We start from the raw sequence: 16,682 nt of genomic DNA, 5'->3' as shown, positions 1-16,682 counted from the left end.
CGCCGGGCCGTCGCAGGGATCAGGCGCTCGGCGCGGGCACCGGCGCGTTGCGGCTGCTGCGGTAGAACAGCCACACCACCGCCGCGAGCACCAGCAGGCCGATGCCGGCGCCGAAGTGGAACTGCTCGGGCAGCGCCAGCACGTCGGCGCGGGTCGAGATCACGATCGGGAACGCGATGGCGATGCCCATCAGCGCCTCACCGGTGATCAGGCCGGCCGCGAACAAGGTACCGGGACGATGCACGCGATCGACCTCGGCCTCGTCGCTGTGCTTGGTCAAGCCGCGACGGCGGCCGACGATGTGCGACAGCAGGCCGCCGAGGAAGATCGGCACCATCAGTTCCAGCGGCAGGTAGATGCCGATCGCCGCCGCCAGCACCGGCACGCGGAACTTGAACTTGCGCGACTTGAGCCATTCGTCGAAGGCGATGATCACAACACCGATGCCGGCGCCGATGCCGATCATCGTCCACGGCAGTTCGCCGCCGAACATGCCCTTGGCGACCGATGCCATCAGCGTGGCCTGCGGTGCGGCCAGCGAGTTCGGATGCTCCGGGGTCGGCGCGCCGATGCCGTAGGCGGCGGCGAGCAGGTTGAGGATCGGCGCCATGATCAGCGCGCACGAGAACGTGCCGATGCCGAGCATGAGCTGCTGCTTCCACGGCGTCGCGCCGACGATGTAGCCGGCCTTGAGGTCCTGCAGGTTGTCACCGCCGACCGCCGCCGCGCAGCACACCACCGCGCCGATCATGATCGCGGCGACGGCGCCGATCGGCGAGTCGCGGCCGAGCATCAGCACCAGCACCGCCGAGGCGAACAGGATGGTCGAGATGGTGATGCCCGAGACCGGGTTATTGGAGGAACCGATCAGGCCGGCCAGATACGCCGACACCGACACGAACAGGAAGCCGGCGACGATCATGATGATGGTCATCGGCACGCTGACGAACCAGTTGCCGACGATGGCCTGGTACAGCAGCAGCAGCGGCATCACGAACGCGACCAGCGCGATCAGCATCCACTTCATCGGCAGGTCGCGATCGGTTTCGGCGACCACGCCGCTGGTGCCCTTGCGCGCCGCGGCCAGGCCGCTCTTGACGCCCGACAGCAGCGACTTGCGCAGCGAGAACAAGGTCCACACGCCGCCGATCAGCATCGTGCCGACGCCGAGGTAACGCACCTTGGCCGACCAGATCGCGCGGCCGATCTGCTCGGCGCTGCCGTCGACGATGCGCGCGGCGAGTTCCGGATCGGAGTTGAGGAAGAAGGCGTGATAGATCGGAATCGCGAACTGCCACGACAGCACGCTGCCCGACAACACCACGATGCCGACGTTGAGACCGACGATGTAGCCCACGCCGAGCAGCGCCGGCGACAGGTTGGTGCCCATGAAGCCCAGGTACTTGCCGAGCCAGCCCGAGGCGATGGCGTTGTCGGGAATCATGCGCAACCCGCTCTCGGCGGCGAGCTTGACCAGCGCGCCGATGCCGCCGGCCAGGCCGAGGATCTTCAGGCCCGGGCCGGGGTTTTCGCCGGCCTTGAGCACTTCGGCCGCGGCCTTGCCTTCCGGGAAAGGAAGCGGGTCTTCGACGATCATCGAACGGCGCAGCGGCACCGAGAACAACACGCCGAGCAGACCGCCGAGACCGGCGATGGCGAGCACCCACGAGTAACGGAAGTCCTGCCAGTAGCCCAGGATCACCAGGGCCGGGATGGTGAAGATCACGCCGGCGGCGATCGACGAGCCGGCCGAGGCGCCGGTCTGGACGATGTTGTTTTCCAGGATGGTGCCGCCGCCGAGCAGGCGCAGCACGCCCATCGAGATCACCGCGGCGGGGATCGCGGTGGCGATGGTGAGGCCGGCGAACAGGCCCAGGTAGGCATTGGCCGCCGCCAGGATCACCGCCAGGAAGACGGATAGCAGGACGGCTCGGAGGGTCAGTTGCGGTTGTGCGGACGAGGCCATCGGCGTCTCCATCGCGGGTGATCGGGCAGTGCGGCGGTGTATGGGCGGACCCGGCCGGCAGGGGCCGGGCGCCACGCAATCCGCCGATGATCGCATCCGCCGCGGGCCGCTGTAAAAGTGCGGTGCGGCAAAAGGCGGGATTGGGCAAATGCGGGGATTTTGCGGATTTGGCTGGGGAAAGCAGCAAAGGTGGATGGTTGCCTCTCACTCCAGCCTGCCGGCCCGCCCGGCCCGAACGCAAAGCGTTCGGGCGTTCGGTGCCGCGCGAGCCAGTGACTCGCAAGCGCGGCCCCTCACCCCGCCCGCGGGAGAAGGTGCCCGAAGGGCGGATGAGGGCCGCCTCGGCCCATCGCCCTATACTCCGCGTCCCGGCCCGCTCCCGGACCGAAGGGAATCCACTCGTGCCCGCAGCCAGCACCCTGTCGACCCCGGCGCCCGCCGCGCCCCGCAGCCACGACTTCCTCGGCCACCCCAAGGGCCTGTACGTGTGCTTCTTCACCGAGATGTGGGAGCGCTTCTCGTTCTACGGAATGAAAGCGCTGCTGCTGCTGTACTTGCTGAAGTACCACCTGTTCGGCGACGACGCCGGCTACGACCTGATCGGCGCCTACGGCGGCCTGGTGTATGCGGTGCCGGTGATCGGCGGCCTGCTGGCCGACCGCTACCTGGGCATGCGCAAGGCGGTGGTGCTCGGCGGCGTGTTGCTGGTGCTCGGTCATCTGGGCATGGCCTACGAGGGCCACGCGGCGAAGCTGGTCGACGGCGTGGTGGTGCGCGACGAAACCGCGTTGCAGGTGTTCTACCTGTCGCTGGCGCTGATCATCGGCGGCGTGGGGTTCCTCAAGCCCAACATCTCGACCATCGTCGGCAAGCTGTACGCGCTCGACGATCCGCGCCGCGACTCGGGCTTCACCCTGTTCTACGCCGGCATCAACGTCGGCGCGCTGTTCTCGGCGCTGATCTGCGCCTTCCTCGGCGAAACTTACGGCTGGAAATACGGCTTCGGCGCGGCCGGCGTCGGCATGGTCGCGGGCCTGGCGATGTTCCTGTGGGGCCAGCGCTATCTGCAGGGCCACGCCGAACCGGCCGAGCCGGCCAGGCTGCGCGAGAAAGTCGGCCCGGCCGCTTTCAAGTTGTCGCGCGAGCTGTGGATTTACCTCGGCACCGCGCTCGGCGTGCTGGTGCTGTGGGGCACGATCCAGGTCGCCTCGCAGGTCACCATCGCGATCGGCAGCCTGAGCTTCACCGCGGCGCTGGGCATCATGCTCGCGACCTTGCTGGTGTTCCTGATCTGGTTCTTCGGCTTCATCGCGCGCGGCTGCGACCGTGTCGAACGCGAACGCATGCTCGCGCTGGTGATCCTGATCTTCGCGGTGCTGATCTTCTTCACCCTGTACGAGCAGACCTACGGCTCGTGGGTGACGTTCAACGACCGGCTGATGACCAAGGACATGTTCGGCATGGCGCTGGGCCAGTACTCGCCGACCTTGCCGTGGTCGCTGTTCTCGATGGCGCTGAGCCCGCCGCTGATGATCGCCGCGCTGACCGCGAGCGATCGCGGCCGCGACGGTCTGGCCAAGCTGCTGGTCGGCGTATTGACCCTCGGCCTGGCCCTGGCGACCGCGCACGACGTGGTGCTGGTGCCGCAGACCGCCGGTTCGCTGACGTATCTCGGCGCGTTCTTCATCGTCGTGCTGGCGCCGTTGTTCTCGTGGCTGTGGCCGTGGCTCGCGCGCAAGGGCCGCAACCCGAGCAAGCCGCTGACGATGTCGCTGGGCCTGATCTTCGCCGGCCTGTCGTTCCTGCCGCTGATGGCCGCGGCCAAGGTGTCCGGCGGCGGCGAGATGGCCAGCGTGTGGTACCTGGTCGCAGCGTATTTCATTCTCGAAGTCGGCGAGATGTGTTTGTCGCCGATCGGCCTGTCGGCGGTGACCCAGCTGTCGGTCGCACGCGTGGTCGGGCTGATGATGGGCGCGTTCTGGCTGGCGACCGCGTTTTCGGAAGTGCTGGCGGCGCAATTGGCGAAGATCGCTTCGGTCGAGATTCCCGAGGGCGGCACGATCGACATGGCCGCGGCTTCGGTCAAATACGGCGAACTGTTCTCGATGCTGATGTGGCTGGGGATCGGGTCGGGCGTGCTGTTCCTGTTATTGGCGCCGTTGCTGAAGCGGTGGATGCACGGGTTGAAGTGATGGGGGCCGGGATTCGGGATTTGGGATTCGGGATTTGCAGAACGAAAACGGCGCCCAGGTGGCGCCGTTTTTTTATTGCCGCGGTCGCGGCTTGCGCCGCTCCTACAGGGAGCCCATGTAGGAACGGCGTAAGCCGCGACCGCGAATCGGCAACTACGACGAAACTGTGTTCACTGGCGCAGTCCCGATCGCGGCGTCGCCCTGCTCCCGTGGCTCGCGTTATTTCTTCCCCGCCGCCTCGACCTTCGCCGGCGCCGCGGTCTTGCCGCCCAACGACCGCGACAGGAACGCCAACAACCGCGAATAGAACTCGCGCTTATGCGCTTCCTCGTAGAAGCCATGGCCCTCGGTCTTGTAATACAGCGTCTCCACCGGCACGCCGGCCTGGCGCAGCGCTTTCTCCATCTTCTCGCTGTGCGCCTGCGGCGCGCGCTGGTCTTCGCCGCCCGCGGCGAGGAACACCGGCACCTTGATCCGGTCGGCCAGGCGCGTGGGCGACACCTTGTCGAGCGTGTCCGGCGGGCCGAGCCAGTTGCGCAGATAGCTTTCGCCCGAGCCGCGCTTCTGCACGTCGCCGGTGGTATGCATCATCGGCAGGTCGTACACGCCGACATAGCCGGCCGCGCACTTGTACAAGGTCGGCTCCTTGGCCACGCCCATCAGCGAGGCATAGCCGCCGTAGCTCGCGCCGTACAAACAGATGCGCGACGGATCGGCGATGCCCTGCTCGATCGCCCAGCGCGTCGCGTCGGTCAGATCGTCCTGCATCTTGCCGCCCCACTCGCGCTTGCCCGCGTGCAGGAACGCGCGGCCGTAACCGCCCGAACCGCGGAAATTGAGCTGCAGCACCGCGTAACCGGCGGCCGCGAGCAACTGCGGGTCGTCGTCGAAATACCACAGGTCCTGGATCCCGAACGGACCGCCGTGCGGCATCACCACCAGCGGCAACGATTTGCCGCTGCTGCCGTTGGGCGTGGTCAACAGGCCCGACAGGCTCAGCCCGTCGCGCGCCTTGAGCGTGACCGCGCGCACCGGCGCGGACTTGGCCGGATCGAACCAGGCGCGCCGGCTGACCGCATGCGCGGCGTGCTTGCTCTCGTTGTCGAACAGGTACACATCGCCGGGATTGCGGTCGTTCCACACCTGCACCAACGCCAGCTTGCCGTCGTCGGTCTGCGAGGTGATGCGCACCGCGTCGCCGGCGAACGCCGCTTCCAGGCTGCGGTACTGGCGTGCTTCCGGCGAGGTCTTGTCGAAGAACGCTGTGCGCGGCTTGCCGTCGTAATAGAACACCCCGACCGGCACGTGGCTGCGCAGCTTGTAGATGATCCGCGCCGGGTCGGCGACCTTGTCGCGCAGCAGTTCCTTGCGGGTCTTCGCCACCGTGTCGTAAGCGACGATCGCATCGGGCCCCTGCGCTTGTTCGCTGCGGAAATACGCGGTGACGTTGTCGGCGGAGAAGCCGATCGGGATGTCCATGCCCTCGTCGTCATCGTCCGAGCGCAGCAGTTCCCAATCGGCCTTGTCGTTGCCGCGGTAGAACAGCTTGCGCACGTAGTCGGTGCCATAGCCGAGCGCGAAGCGGACCACGCCGGCGTTGTCGGTGTAATAGTCGGCGTTGCGCACCGGCGCGATGGTGATGGCGTTGCGACGGCCGCTGAAAACGTCCAGGTGTTCGGCGCGGGTGTAGGCGTCGGCGCTGAACTGCTGCACCGAGATCACCACGCGCTTGTCGTCGGTCGGCAGATCGTCGACCAGGTAGGCGGCCACCGCTTCGACTTTCTTCGGCTGGATGCGGGTGCCGGTGTTGTTCACCTGCAGGCGGTAACCGACCAGCACGTCGACACCGGTGCCGTTGGCGTTGATCGCGTAGATCTCGCCGGTCGGGACCGGCTCGTCGCGCGAGCCGAGTTTCTGCGCCATGCTGATCAGCAGCCGGGTCGGGCTTACCCAATCGAAATCGGCGACGTGGTTGTTCTTGCCGAGCCGGAACGAGCCGGCCATCTTCATGTCGGTGCGGGTGAAGATCACCAGACCGGTTTCATCGCCCATCGGCACCGAGGCGGCGTAGAACTCGCCGGTCGGCGACAGCTTGATGTCGCTGAAGGTGTCGGCCTTGACGAAGGCGTCGACATCGACGGTGGCGGCGCTGGCCGATTCAGTCGCCGCAAGCGCCGAAGTCGTGGCGACGGTCGTAAGCAAGCCCGCCAGCAGCAGCGCGCATCGCAGATGGTTCATGGTGGTCCCCTGTGACCGTATCGATTCGATCGCAACCGTCAGGCGGCGAAGTCCCTGTTCGTCCGCCGTGCGCGATGGCGCGTCCGGCGAACCCCGACCGCCGCGTCCTCCCCGGACCCGCGACAGCCGCCGCATCCGCGACGCGGCGATCATAGGCACGAGGGCGGGGCCGGCACAATCGGCCGGTGTGCGGTTGCATGGGCTCCCTGTAGGAGCGGCGTGAGCCGCGACCACGAGGTCGCCGGATCGCGTCGTCGCTACCGGTAACGCAGCGCCGACGGCAGTGCCACGATATTCCCGATATGCGCGTCGAATAACGGCGCGGGCGACCATGGTTGCGCCGCAGTTTCCGGTTCGCGGTCGCGGCTTGCGCCGCTCCTACAAGGCGACCATGTGGGCGACGCGAGGGGTTATGCGCCGGGCCTGTCGCGATCCAGGGTCGTGCGCAAGGCGTCGCGCCAATCCGGAATCGTCAGGCCGTACTCGTCCTGCAGATGACGGCTGTCGAGCACCGAATAGGCCGGACGGCGGGCCGGGGTCGGGTATTCGGCGGTGGTGATCGGCAGCACCCGCGGCTTGCGTTCGATCAGGCCGCGCGCATGGGCTTCGTCGAAGATCGCCTCGGCGAACCCGTGCCAGCTGGTCTGACCGGCGGCGACCAGATGGCGCACGCCCGATTCGGCGATACCCTGGCCCAGCACCCGCGCGGCCGCGTCGGCCAGCAGCCAGGCCGGAGTCGGCGAACCGTGCTGGTCGGCGACCACGCGCAGTTCCTCGCGCTCGGCGCCCAGGCGCAGCATGGTGCGCAGGAAGTTGCCGCCGCGGGTGGCGTAGACCCAGGCGGTGCGCAGGATCAGATGACGCGCGCCGCTGGCGCCGATCGCCTGTTCGCCGGCGAGCTTGCTCTGCCCGTACGCGCCGAGCGGGCCGGTGGGATCGGTGTCGAGGTACGGGCGGGTGCCGCTGCCGTCGAACACATAGTCGGTCGAGTAATGCAGCAGGCCGATGCCGTCGGCCGCGCACACCTCGGCGAGCCGGCCCGGCGCCTGCGCGTTGACGAGGAAGGCGAGCTCGCGTTCGGTTTCGGCGCGATCCACCGCGGTGTAAGCGGTGGCATTGACCACGTAATCGGGGCGCACCCGACGCAGCAGCGGCTCGATCGCGTCGACCTGGGCCAGATCGAGCGCTTCGCAAGCGCCGCCGTCGGCGAGCGTGCCGCCGCGGGTGGTGACGACGACCTCGCCCAGCGGCGCCAGCGCACGGCGCAATTCGAAACCGACCTGACCGTCGCCGCCGAGCAGCAACAGCTTCATGGCCGGCCCTGTCATGGCATGTACACCGGCAAACGGTCTTCGGCGATATCCTTGAGCAAGGGCGCGTTGGTGTCCTTGGCCGAGAGCAGCGGTTCGCTGACCGGCCAATCGATGGCCAGATCCGGGTCGTCCCAGCGCACCCCGGCATCGGCCTTGGGGTCGTAAGTGGCGGTGCACAGATAACTGAATACCGCGCGTTCGCTGAGCACAGCAAAGCCGTGGGCGAAGCCCTCGGGGATCCAGAACTGGCGCTTGTTCTCGGCGCTGAGCAACACCGCGGTCCAGCGCCCGAAATGCGGCGAACCGCGGCGGATGTCGACCGCGACATCCCATACCTCGCCCTCGATCACCGACATGAACTTGCCCTGCGGATTGGGCCACTGGTAATGCACGCCCCGCAGCACGCCGCGCGCCGAGGACGACACGTTGCCCTGGACGAAGTTCGGCTTCAGCCCCACCGCCGCCAGTTTGTCGTGATTGAACGATTCGTAGAAATACCCACGCGCATCGCCGAACACCTGCGGTTCGACGATCAGACAGCCCGGCAGATCGGTTTCGATGATCTTCAAAACGGTTTCCTCAGGGCACGAAGCCGCGCTCGGCCAGGCCGAGCAGGTATTGGCCGTAGCCGTTCTTGGCCAGCGGACGGGCCAGTTCGCTCAGTTGCGCGTTGTCGATCCAGCCGTTGTTCCAGGCGATCTCTTCCGGACAGCAGATACGCAAGCCCTGGCGCGCTTCGATGGTTTCGATGAAGTTGGACGCCTCCAGCAACGACTGATGGGTGCCGGTATCGAGCCAGGCGTAACCGCGGCCGAGCTGTTCCAGATGCAGCGAGCCTTCGTCCAGGTACAGGCGGTTGAGATCGGTGATCTCCAGTTCGCCGCGCGCCGAGGGTTTCAAGGTCGCGGCGAAGTCGCTGGCGCGGCCGTCGTAGAAATACAGTCCGGTGACGGCGTAGTTCGAACGCGGCTTGAGCGGTTTTTCCTCCAGCCCGATGACCTTGCGGTCGGCATCGAACTCGGCCACGCCGTAGCGCTCCGGATCGCGCACCCAGTAGCCGAACACGGTCGCGCCGTGCTCGCGCTGATCGGCGCGCTTGAGCATCGCGGTCAGGCCCGGGCCGTGGAAGATGTTGTCGCCGAGCACCAGACAGCTGGGCTGGCCGGCGACGAACTCGCGGCCGATCAGATACGCCTGCGCCAGTCCGTCCGGGCTGGGCTGCTGCGCGTATTCGATCTTCATGCCCCAGCGCGAACCGTCGCCGAGCAAGGTCTTGAACAGCGCCTGCTCGTGCGGGGTGTTGATGATCAGCACTTCGCGGATGCCCGCCAGCATCAGCACGCTGAGCGGGTAATAGATCATCGGCTTGTCGTACACCGGCAACAGCTGCTTGCTGATGCTCTGGGTCAGCGGATACAGCCGCGTGCCGGAGCCGCCGGCGAGGATGATGCCCTTGCGGTTCATGCCTAACTCCTCTTGTGCCGGGCTCAGGCCTGGCCGATGCGTTCGAGCCGGTAGCTGCCGTCGAGCACGCGCTGCACCCACGGCTGGTTGTCCAGGTACCAGTCGACGGTGCGGGCGATGCCTTGTTCGAAGGTCAACGTCGGGGTCCAGCCTAATTCGTTCTTGAGCTTGGACGCGTCGATCGCATAACGGCGATCGTGGCCCGGGCGGTCCTTGACGTAGGTGATCAGCGACTCGCGCGCGCGGCCGTCGGCGAGCGGGCGGCGCTGATCGAGCAAGGCGCAGATGGTCTGGACCACGACGATGTTGGGACGCTCGGCATCGCCGCCGACGTTGTAGGTCTCGCCGACGCGGCCGGCTTCGAGCACGCGCGCGATCGCCGAGCAGTGATCGCCGACGAACAGCCAGTCGCGCACGTTGAGGCCGTCGCCGTAGACCGGCAGCGGTTCGCCGGCCAAGGCCTTGGCGATGATCAGCGGAATGAGTTTTTCCGGGAACTGGAACGGCCCGTAATTGTTCGAGCAGTTGGTGGTCAGCACCGGCAGGCCGTAGGTGTGATGGAACGCGCGGACCAGATGATCCGACGCCGCCTTCGAAGCCGAGTACGGCGAATTCGGCGCATACGGCGTGGTCTCGCTGAACTTGCCGCTGTCGCCGAGCGAGCCGTAGACCTCGTCGGTCGATACGTGCAGGAAGCGGAACGCGTCGCGCGCCGGCGCATCAAGCGCCTTCCAATGGTCGCGCACCTGCTCGAGCAGGCTCAGGGTGCCGACCACGTTGGTCTGCACGAACGCGGCCGGGCCGTCGATGGAGCGGTCGACATGGCTCTCGGCGGCGAAATTGATCACCGCGTCGGGCCGGTGTTCGGCCAGCAGACGCTTGAGCAGGTCCGCATCGCCGATATCGCCCTGGACGAAGACGTGACGCGCATCGCCATCGAGGACGCTCAGGGTGTCGAGATTGCCGGCGTAGGTCAGGACGTCGAGGTTGACGACCTTGATGCCGCGCTGGACCGCATCGAGGACGAAATTACCGCCAATGAAGCCGGCGCCGCCGGTTACAAGCCAAGTAGGCACTCAGGACACTCCTTACAAATGATCGACGGGCGAAGTTCGATTGAGCCGGCCCGGGCCTCGTGTCGCGCGGCTCGGGATCGCCACCGGTTCACCTTGGCGGGGACGGCCCGAACAGTCGCGGGATTGTAAAGCCTATCGCCCCGCGGCCGGCGTCGACACGGTCGCATCGATAAGTTGCGCTACAGCTTCCATGCGGAAATCAACTAAAAAAACGGCATTTCGCCACGGCAACCCAGTCCAGCGATGCACAGTTGAAATCATCGAATCGGCCACAGATTTACGCCTGGCGATCACATCGAAAAACGCCGCGCGCTTTGCCGATCCGGCCGTCCGCGGCGACCGGGCCCGGCGAAATCCTGCCCCCGCAGTGACGGCCTGCGGCCTGCGTTCACGCCCCGGCCGCGCCCACCTCGAAATCGCGCTGCGCATCCCTCAGCCGGTCCAGGCCATCGCCCGGCGTCCACACCTCGAAGCGCGCGCGGGTCATAGCCAGGTAGGCGGCGCGGACCGGGCTGTGCGGTTCGCCGTCGCGGTTCACCAGGTAACAGCACGGGCTCAGCACCACCGCATCGGCCTCCATGTTCTTGCAGTGCTGGACCAGGCTGAGGGTGACCTGCTCGGTGCCCGGGTCGGCCTGCGCGGCCATCAGCGCATCGATATCGTCGCTACCGAAGCCGCGTTCGATCATCCGCGCCACCGACCCCAGCCCGCTGTCGGCCAGATGCTGCGAAAACGCCGGCCACGAGCGGAAATCGCCGAGGCTGCGGCGGCCGTAGGTATCGCCGCTCAGGTGCAGGGAAATCGCCGCCCGGGCCAGCCGGGCGACCTCGTCGGCCGAGGCCGGCACCAGGCGGAAGCGGCCGCCGCCGGCCTTGATCCGCAGCGCCTCTTCCAGCAAGGCCCAGGCGCCGCCGAACACGCGCAGCGCGCGACCCGGCAACTCGTCGCGGTTTCGGTAGATCCGGTGGCGGGTCAGGCGATCGGGCGCGCCGATCAGCGGAAACTCGATCAGCCGCTCCTGCGCCACCGCCAGGGTCTGGTCGATCAGCGGCGCGGCCTGCACGCCCATGCGCAGCGACTGGCTCATCACGACGGTCTTGGCCTGGGTCGCCCTCGGCACATGGCCGAACAAACGCTGATACGGGTCGCCCATCAGCACGCAGCCATGGGGATACGCCTGCAACAAGGCCCGCCACGGCGCGGACAGGTCGTGGGCTTCGTCGACCAGCAAGGTGCCGAAGCCGTCGGGAACCGCCGCGCCGCGCACCGACAGCCATTTGACCAGGTGCACGGTGTTGATATCGAAGGCCGCGCCGGCGTCGTTGCTGCCGAGCCCGGCGAACATGCACTCCCACACCCGCTGGCCGATCTCGATCCAGCGCTTGGCCTCGATCGCCGCATACGGCACATGGCGCGCGAAATGGAACTGGCCCAGCGCCGGCGCCGCGCTGTAGCACCATGCTCGCAGCGCCTTGTGCACGATCGCCAGCACCGCCTCGGGCGGGCGCCCGTCGATGCTCGGGACACCGGCGATCTTGGTCTGCGCGGTCAGGCTCTGGGTGGTCTTGATCACTCGCGGCGCCCAGCGCAGGCGCGCGGCGCGGGCGTGGGCCGCGGCGGTCGCGTTGGCCAGCACGGTCTGGGTCACGGTCTGGATGCCCGCCGCGGCGCCGCCCGCGCGGATCTTGAAGCCGTGGATATGCGCGACGGTGGGCGCCAGGTAGGTCATCCCGCCGGCCAGACCGCCGGCCATCGCCAGCAACAAATGGGTCTTGCCGGTGCCGGCGTAGGCGTCGAGGTTGACCAGTTCGTCCGGCGCCGCCGCGATCACCTGCGCGGCCACGGCCTGATCGCGGGTGCCCTCCATGACCAGCCGGGTCCTGCGCGGCGCGGCCTGGCTATCGGCGGCTTGTGTGTCGTAGGGAATATCCGCGTCGGTGGCCGGTTCGTCGATCTGGTCGGCGCGATCGAAGCCGATCTCGAAGCTGTCCATCGGCTGGCGATAGCGCTCCTGGAACGCGTGCGCGTAGCGGCCGTCGTCGTCGCGCCAGGCCTCGAGCCGCATGTCCTCGGGGTCGGCGAAATTCACGCCCTTGTCGGCCAGACGCTCCAGCATGTCGGCGCGCTGCGCTTGCGCGATGGCGCGTCGGCCCGTGTCCAGATGCGCCGCGGCGACCTCGGGCGAACTGGCCTGCATCAAGCCATGGGTCTCGAAGATCAGGCGACTGATCGCGGCGTTGGAATACTCCTGGGTCAGCACCACCAGCATCACCGACAGCGCCGCGCGCTCTATCGACGACTCGGGCAGTGTCCCGCCGTCGACGAAAGCCTGCGCGACCTCGCGGGTCACCGGCAGGTAGTAGGGAGTAGTGTTGGGGATCACGTGGCGATGCTCGGCGCGGTTGGCGTCATTGTCCATGACGAAGGGATTTTCGAGCGCCCGTCGCGCGTGAAGCGCCTGGAAACGAAAACTCCCGCGGAGTATCGCGGATCAGACCGGGCCCGGCTCGGACCGCGCTTGATCCTGGCGGCCGGCAACCTTAGCCTTGCGCCCGCAGTCGCCTCAAGCGAGCTGCCGCAGGCGTTACCGTCATCCAACGCACCACTCGTCGAACGGGCCCCAGCAGGGGATCTCGATGCAACAGGTGCCACGGTACGCCATCACGTCCCTGCTTCGCGGGCCTTCGCCCGATCGAGTTCGGCCTGATCGAGTTCGGCCCGATCGAGCTTCGTCCAAGAAAGTCCTCGCGACTGTCCCGCCGTCGCGGCCACGACAGCGCAACTACTCGCTTGAACTTCCGCGCGGCCATCGACATTGGCGTGGATATATCGCCCTCACGCATCGAACGGGCCTGCGTCACGCATCCGCGCGAAAGCGAGAAAGCTGTGGCGCAGCGCCCTGCGCGGGCGCATGCGCTCGCATAGGATCGAGCGCATCCGCGGCCGTACTGAAGAGCTCGCGGCAGCCGGAGGACGGAACGGATTCGCGCCGTCGCCGCACGCCGGATCGTTTTCGCGGGTGTCGCTCACGCGCGGGAGGTTTCGCGCCGCCTGGCGGCGTGATCCGGCACTCATGTTTCCCCACGAGGAGAAGACAGCATGAAACTGTTGATGAAAGGCGTGGTGTTCCTCGTCGTTTCCCTGTTCGCCGGCGGCGCCTGGGCGCAGAACTGGCAACTGGTATGGAGCGACGAGTTCAACGGATCGATCGGGCCGGACTGGGTGTTCGAAACCGGTAATGGCAGCAGCGGCTGGGGCAATAACGAGCTGGAGTATTACCGGCGCGAGAACGCCGGCATCGAGAACAACGCCTTGGCCATCACCGCCCGGCGTGAGGATTTCGGCGGTTTCCGCTACACCTCCGCGCGCATGAAGACCCAGGGCATCCGCAACTTCAAGTACGGCAAGATCGAAGCGCGGATGAAGCTGCCCTCGTTCATGGGCGCGTGGCCGGCGTTCTGGGCGCTGGGCGCCAATCTGCCGCAGGTCGGTTGGCCCGACTCGGGCGAGATCGACATCATGGAACACGTCAACAACGAAGACCGCACCTACGGCACCATCCATTGGCGCGACCACAACGGCAACTACGCCCAGTACGGCGGCAATACCCTGCTCAGCGTCACCGACTGGCATGTGTACTCGGTGGAATGGGACGCGAATGCGATCCGCTGGTACGTCGACGGCAACAAGTTCCACGAAGCCAGCATCCAGAACAGCGTCAACGGCACCGAGGAGTTCCATCGCGACTTCTTCCTGCTGCTGAACTTCGCCATCGGCGGCAACTGGCCGGGCTTCAACGTCGACGAAAGCAAGCTGCCGGCGAAGATGCTCGTCGACTACGTGCGCGTGTACAACGCCGGCGGCAGCAGCCCGTGGTCGCGGACGCTGGAAGCCGAAAGCTTCGCCGCGCAAAACGGCGTGCAGGTGGAAGCCTGCTCGGAAGGCGGCTCCAACGTCGGCTGGATCGACACCGGCGACTGGCTGTCGTACAGCAACGTCAACTTCCCCAGCAGCGGCAGCTATCGGGTCGAATATCGGGTGGCGAGCCCCAGTGGCGGCGCGCTGTCGCTCGACCTCAACGCCGGCGGCACGGTGCTGGGCCAGGTGCAGGTGCCGGCGACCGGCGGCTGGCAGAACTGGCAGACCGTCGCGCATACGGTCAACGTCAACGCGGGCACGTACAACCTCGGCGTGTACGCGCAGCAGGGCGGATGGAACATCAACTGGATTCGCATTACCCGGTTGTGAGTGTGGCCAGTATCGATTTTGGCAGGCTCGGTGGGCGTCGCCACGAAGCGGCGCACACCGCGGTCATCGGCAACGGGCGTTCGCCCGGTGTTCTTTAAACCGACGAAGATTCGACGCCCACATGAAAAAGCAAGGACGCCGAGGCGTCCTTGATTTGTTTCGATATACCACACGCGCCAGTTACATTTTGAATTGCCGGTTGTTCGACGCGACACGCATGCGACGGTGATCGCAGCGCCGGGATCGTGACCGCTTGAGCGCCTTGGTCATGAAGAACCGCATAGAATCACGGTCGATGTCGATGCGCGTCCGGATCTCGACGATCGCCGCGATGGCGCCACGGCGTTGCGGACATTCGTCACCGATCGATCGTGCTGCGGGTCCGTCGCGAATGCGCGGCGGCGCGGCGCGCGTCCGCATCGCCCCACTCCACTGCATGCGCCATCATGAAACCTTCGCCCTGGCTGGTCCGATCCGGCAATTCCGAACACGCGCGCCTGCGCTTGGTCGCCTTTCCTTTTTCCGGGGGCAGCGCGAGTTCGTACGCGTCCTGGCGCAAATGGCTGAGCCCGCAGGTCGAGCTGTTGTGCGTGCAACCGCCCGGGCGCGGCATGCGCATGGCCGAGCCGCTGATCCGCGACATAGACGACCTGCTGACGCAGCTGCTGCCCGACCTGCTGCCACTGCTCGACCGGCCTTACCTGCTGTACGGCCACAGCAACGGCGCGTTGATGGCCTTTTCCGCCGCCAACCGCCTGCTGCAACTCGGCGCGCCGCCGCCGCGCGCGATCGCATTGTCGGCCAAGTGTTCGCCCACCGTGGACCGCCCGCGCGAGTGGGTCAGCGAACTGCCGGACGATCGTTTTCTGGCCAAGCTGCGCAGCCTCAACGGCACGCCGCGCGAACTGCTCAACGACCCGGAGGTCATGCAACTGTTCTTCCCCGCGCTGCGCGCCGATTTCGCCCTCGGCGAGAACTTCCGCCTGCCGCCGCTGCATCCGGATCTGGCGCGGATCCCGGCGTTGATCCTGGCCGGGGAACAGGACGAAACCCGGGTCGACGACGTGTTCGCCTGGGCCGATCTGTTCGCGGATGCGCAACAGGCGGCGATGACCGGCGGTCATTTTTTCATCAACACCAATCCGGACTTCGTCCGCAGGCTGGACGCATTCGTGCGCGCGCACTGCCCGCCCGAAACCGAGCCGGTCGCGGGCTGAATGCATGGGCGGCGCCGCGGCCGGGCTATCGCACTCAAGCCGCGGGCTGCCGCGGCGGCCAGCCGATGTGCGCGGCGTGGCGCAGGCAGGAACGCACGATCATTCGGTGAAACGGCGCGATCACCGCGATATACGCACGACCGAGGCGGTTGTGGCAATGCACCGCGGTCGAGACGATCAATCGCCGCCGCGCGACCGCCACGTCGGGCGGCTGGCACAGCACCGACAGCTTGAAATTCAGATGCTTGTCGTCTTCGCCCATCACGATCTCACAGGGCAGTCGTTCGTAGATGCGGAACATGCCGACGCGCTCGCCGCCGTCCGCGCCGAGCCGCTGCAATCGCCGCGCGGTCTTCAGCCCGAGACCCGCCACCAGCGCATCGCGCACGCGCATCAGTCCGCCGATCCAGGCCGGACTGCGCGCGAACACGAATCGCGCCAAGGTTTCCGGATCGCCGGACGCCTCGTCCGGCAGCTCGATCGAATAGGCGTCGTACAAATCCATCGACGGGTACACGCCCGCCACCCGCGAATGCGGCGGCGGCACGACGTCGGTCACTCGATGCAGCGCAATCGACATGCTCCGGACTCCCTGTTTCGACCCGGTCCGCGGCCGCGCACCGTTGCCGACGTCAGTATCGTCCCATCGCCACCGCCGTGCCTGCGACGCAGGGTCGCAGGCGCCACGCTGCACGCAAGCGCTCGCCGGATCATGCGCATGCGCGCGTCCAGACCCGATGGCGGCGCTGTGGCGACATGCGCCGCCGCGATGCCCGCTATCGCCTCATCCATGCTTCGTATTCGAACGCGAAACCGGTGCTCCGGCCTGCGAACCTTCGCCGACGTGGTCGACAGCCACGAGTCTTTCACGGGCGAAGCCGCATCGCCCCGATCTGGCTTCGCCCGCGCTGACCGGGCTGGACGTCGCAACCGCCGATATCGCGCCGGGGCTCGCGCGCAACAAAAAG

At 67.1% G+C, this 16,682-nt stretch carries 12 protein-coding genes; 3 read left to right on the top strand and 9 right to left on the bottom strand.

Annotated elements, in window-relative coordinates; all coding sequences use genetic code 11:
* Nucleotides 1–19: 19 nt before the first annotated feature.
* On the bottom strand, nt 20–1,966 hold the full coding sequence (locus AC3A4T_RS05820; protein WP_487674535.1) for an OPT family oligopeptide transporter: 1,947 nt from the start codon (nt 1,964–1,966) through the stop codon (nt 20–22).
* 401 nt (nt 1,967–2,367) lie between these two features.
* Here AC3A4T_RS05820 and AC3A4T_RS05815 point away from each other — a divergent pair, with 401 nt between their 5' ends.
* Nucleotides 2,368–4,158, top strand: coding sequence for a peptide MFS transporter (locus AC3A4T_RS05815; RefSeq protein ID WP_487674534.1), 1,791 nt, complete (start codon nt 2,368–2,370; stop codon nt 4,156–4,158).
* Between the two features lie 219 nt (nt 4,159–4,377).
* Here AC3A4T_RS05815 and AC3A4T_RS05810 read toward each other — a convergent pair whose 3' ends face one another.
* The 6 genes from AC3A4T_RS05810 to AC3A4T_RS05785 all read right to left on the bottom strand — a co-directional run bounded on the left by AC3A4T_RS05810 (nt 4,378) and on the right by AC3A4T_RS05785 (nt 12,668).
* Entirely contained in the window at nt 4,378–6,396 is a 2,019-nt protein-coding gene (locus tag AC3A4T_RS05810) for an alpha/beta hydrolase family protein (protein ID WP_487674533.1), read from the bottom strand.
* A gap of 410 nt (nt 6,397–6,806) precedes the next feature.
* Entirely contained in the window at nt 6,807–7,709 is a 903-nt protein-coding gene (gene rfbD / locus AC3A4T_RS05805) for a dTDP-4-dehydrorhamnose reductase (protein WP_487674532.1), read from the bottom strand.
* Nucleotides 7,710–7,720: 11 nt separating this feature from the next.
* The gene (gene rfbC, locus AC3A4T_RS05800) at nt 7,721–8,278 is read right to left on the bottom strand and encodes a dTDP-4-dehydrorhamnose 3,5-epimerase (RefSeq protein WP_487674531.1); all 558 of its coding nucleotides are present in this window, start codon (nt 8,276–8,278) and stop codon (nt 7,721–7,723) included.
* Nucleotides 8,279–8,288: 10 nt separating this feature from the next.
* Entirely contained in the window at nt 8,289–9,173 is an 885-nt protein-coding gene (gene rfbA, locus AC3A4T_RS05795; protein WP_056116833.1) for a glucose-1-phosphate thymidylyltransferase RfbA, read from the bottom strand.
* Between the two features lie 23 nt (nt 9,174–9,196).
* Entirely contained in the window at nt 9,197–10,249 is a 1,053-nt protein-coding gene (gene rfbB, locus AC3A4T_RS05790; protein ID WP_487674530.1) for a dTDP-glucose 4,6-dehydratase, read from the bottom strand.
* A 388-nt stretch (nt 10,250–10,637) separates the two neighbouring features.
* Nucleotides 10,638–12,668: a DEAD/DEAH box helicase gene (locus AC3A4T_RS05785; RefSeq protein WP_487674529.1), complete on the bottom strand. Its 2,031-nt coding sequence runs from the start codon at nt 12,666–12,668 to the stop codon at nt 10,638–10,640.
* 680 nt (nt 12,669–13,348) lie between these two features.
* Between AC3A4T_RS05785 and AC3A4T_RS05780 the strand changes: the two genes are divergently transcribed.
* Complete coding sequence (locus tag AC3A4T_RS05780) at nt 13,349–14,497, top strand: carbohydrate-binding protein (RefSeq protein ID WP_487674528.1); 1,149 nt, start codon at nt 13,349–13,351, stop codon at nt 14,495–14,497.
* Nucleotides 14,498–14,677: 180 nt separating this feature from the next.
* Here AC3A4T_RS05780 and AC3A4T_RS05775 read toward each other — a convergent pair whose 3' ends face one another.
* Nucleotides 14,678–14,917, bottom strand: coding sequence for a hypothetical protein (locus AC3A4T_RS05775; protein ID WP_487674527.1), 240 nt, complete (start codon nt 14,915–14,917; stop codon nt 14,678–14,680).
* Between the two features lie 26 nt (nt 14,918–14,943).
* Between AC3A4T_RS05775 and AC3A4T_RS05770 the strand changes: the two genes are divergently transcribed.
* The gene (locus AC3A4T_RS05770; protein ID WP_487674526.1) at nt 14,944–15,714 is read left to right on the top strand and encodes a thioesterase II family protein; all 771 of its coding nucleotides are present in this window, start codon (nt 14,944–14,946) and stop codon (nt 15,712–15,714) included.
* Nucleotides 15,715–15,748: 34 nt separating this feature from the next.
* Here AC3A4T_RS05770 and AC3A4T_RS05765 read toward each other — a convergent pair whose 3' ends face one another.
* Complete coding sequence (locus AC3A4T_RS05765; protein ID WP_487674525.1) at nt 15,749–16,408, bottom strand: DUF2867 domain-containing protein; 660 nt, start codon at nt 16,406–16,408, stop codon at nt 15,749–15,751.
* Nucleotides 16,409–16,682 lie beyond the last annotated feature (274 nt).

Source organism: Lysobacter sp. Soil_N_51, from assembly GCF_057655755.1.
This window is presented reverse-complemented; position numbering and strand designations above follow the sequence as displayed.

Excerpts from the sequence above, each read along its gene's own strand:
- AC3A4T_RS05820 (WP_487674535.1), bottom strand. The coding sequence starts at position 1,966 with ATGGCCTCGTCCGCACAACCGCAACTGACCCTCCGAGCCGTCCTGCTA.
- AC3A4T_RS05810 (WP_487674533.1), bottom strand. The coding sequence starts at position 6,396 with ATGAACCATCTGCGATGCGCGCTGCTGCTGGCGGGCTTGCTTACGACC.
- rfbD (WP_487674532.1), bottom strand. The coding sequence starts at position 7,709 with ATGAAGCTGTTGCTGCTCGGCGGCGACGGTCAGGTCGGTTTCGAATTG.
- rfbA (WP_056116833.1), bottom strand. The coding sequence starts at position 9,173 with ATGAACCGCAAGGGCATCATCCTCGCCGGCGGCTCCGGCACGCGGCTG.
- AC3A4T_RS05785 (WP_487674529.1), bottom strand. The coding sequence starts at position 12,668 with ATGGACAATGACGCCAACCGCGCCGAGCATCGCCACGTGATCCCCAAC.
- AC3A4T_RS05780 (WP_487674528.1), top strand. The coding sequence starts at position 13,349 with ATGAAACTGTTGATGAAAGGCGTGGTGTTCCTCGTCGTTTCCCTGTTC.
- AC3A4T_RS05775 (WP_487674527.1), bottom strand. The coding sequence starts at position 14,917 with ATGCGGACGCGCGCCGCGCCGCCGCGCATTCGCGACGGACCCGCAGCA.
- AC3A4T_RS05770 (WP_487674526.1), top strand. The coding sequence starts at position 14,944 with ATGAAACCTTCGCCCTGGCTGGTCCGATCCGGCAATTCCGAACACGCG.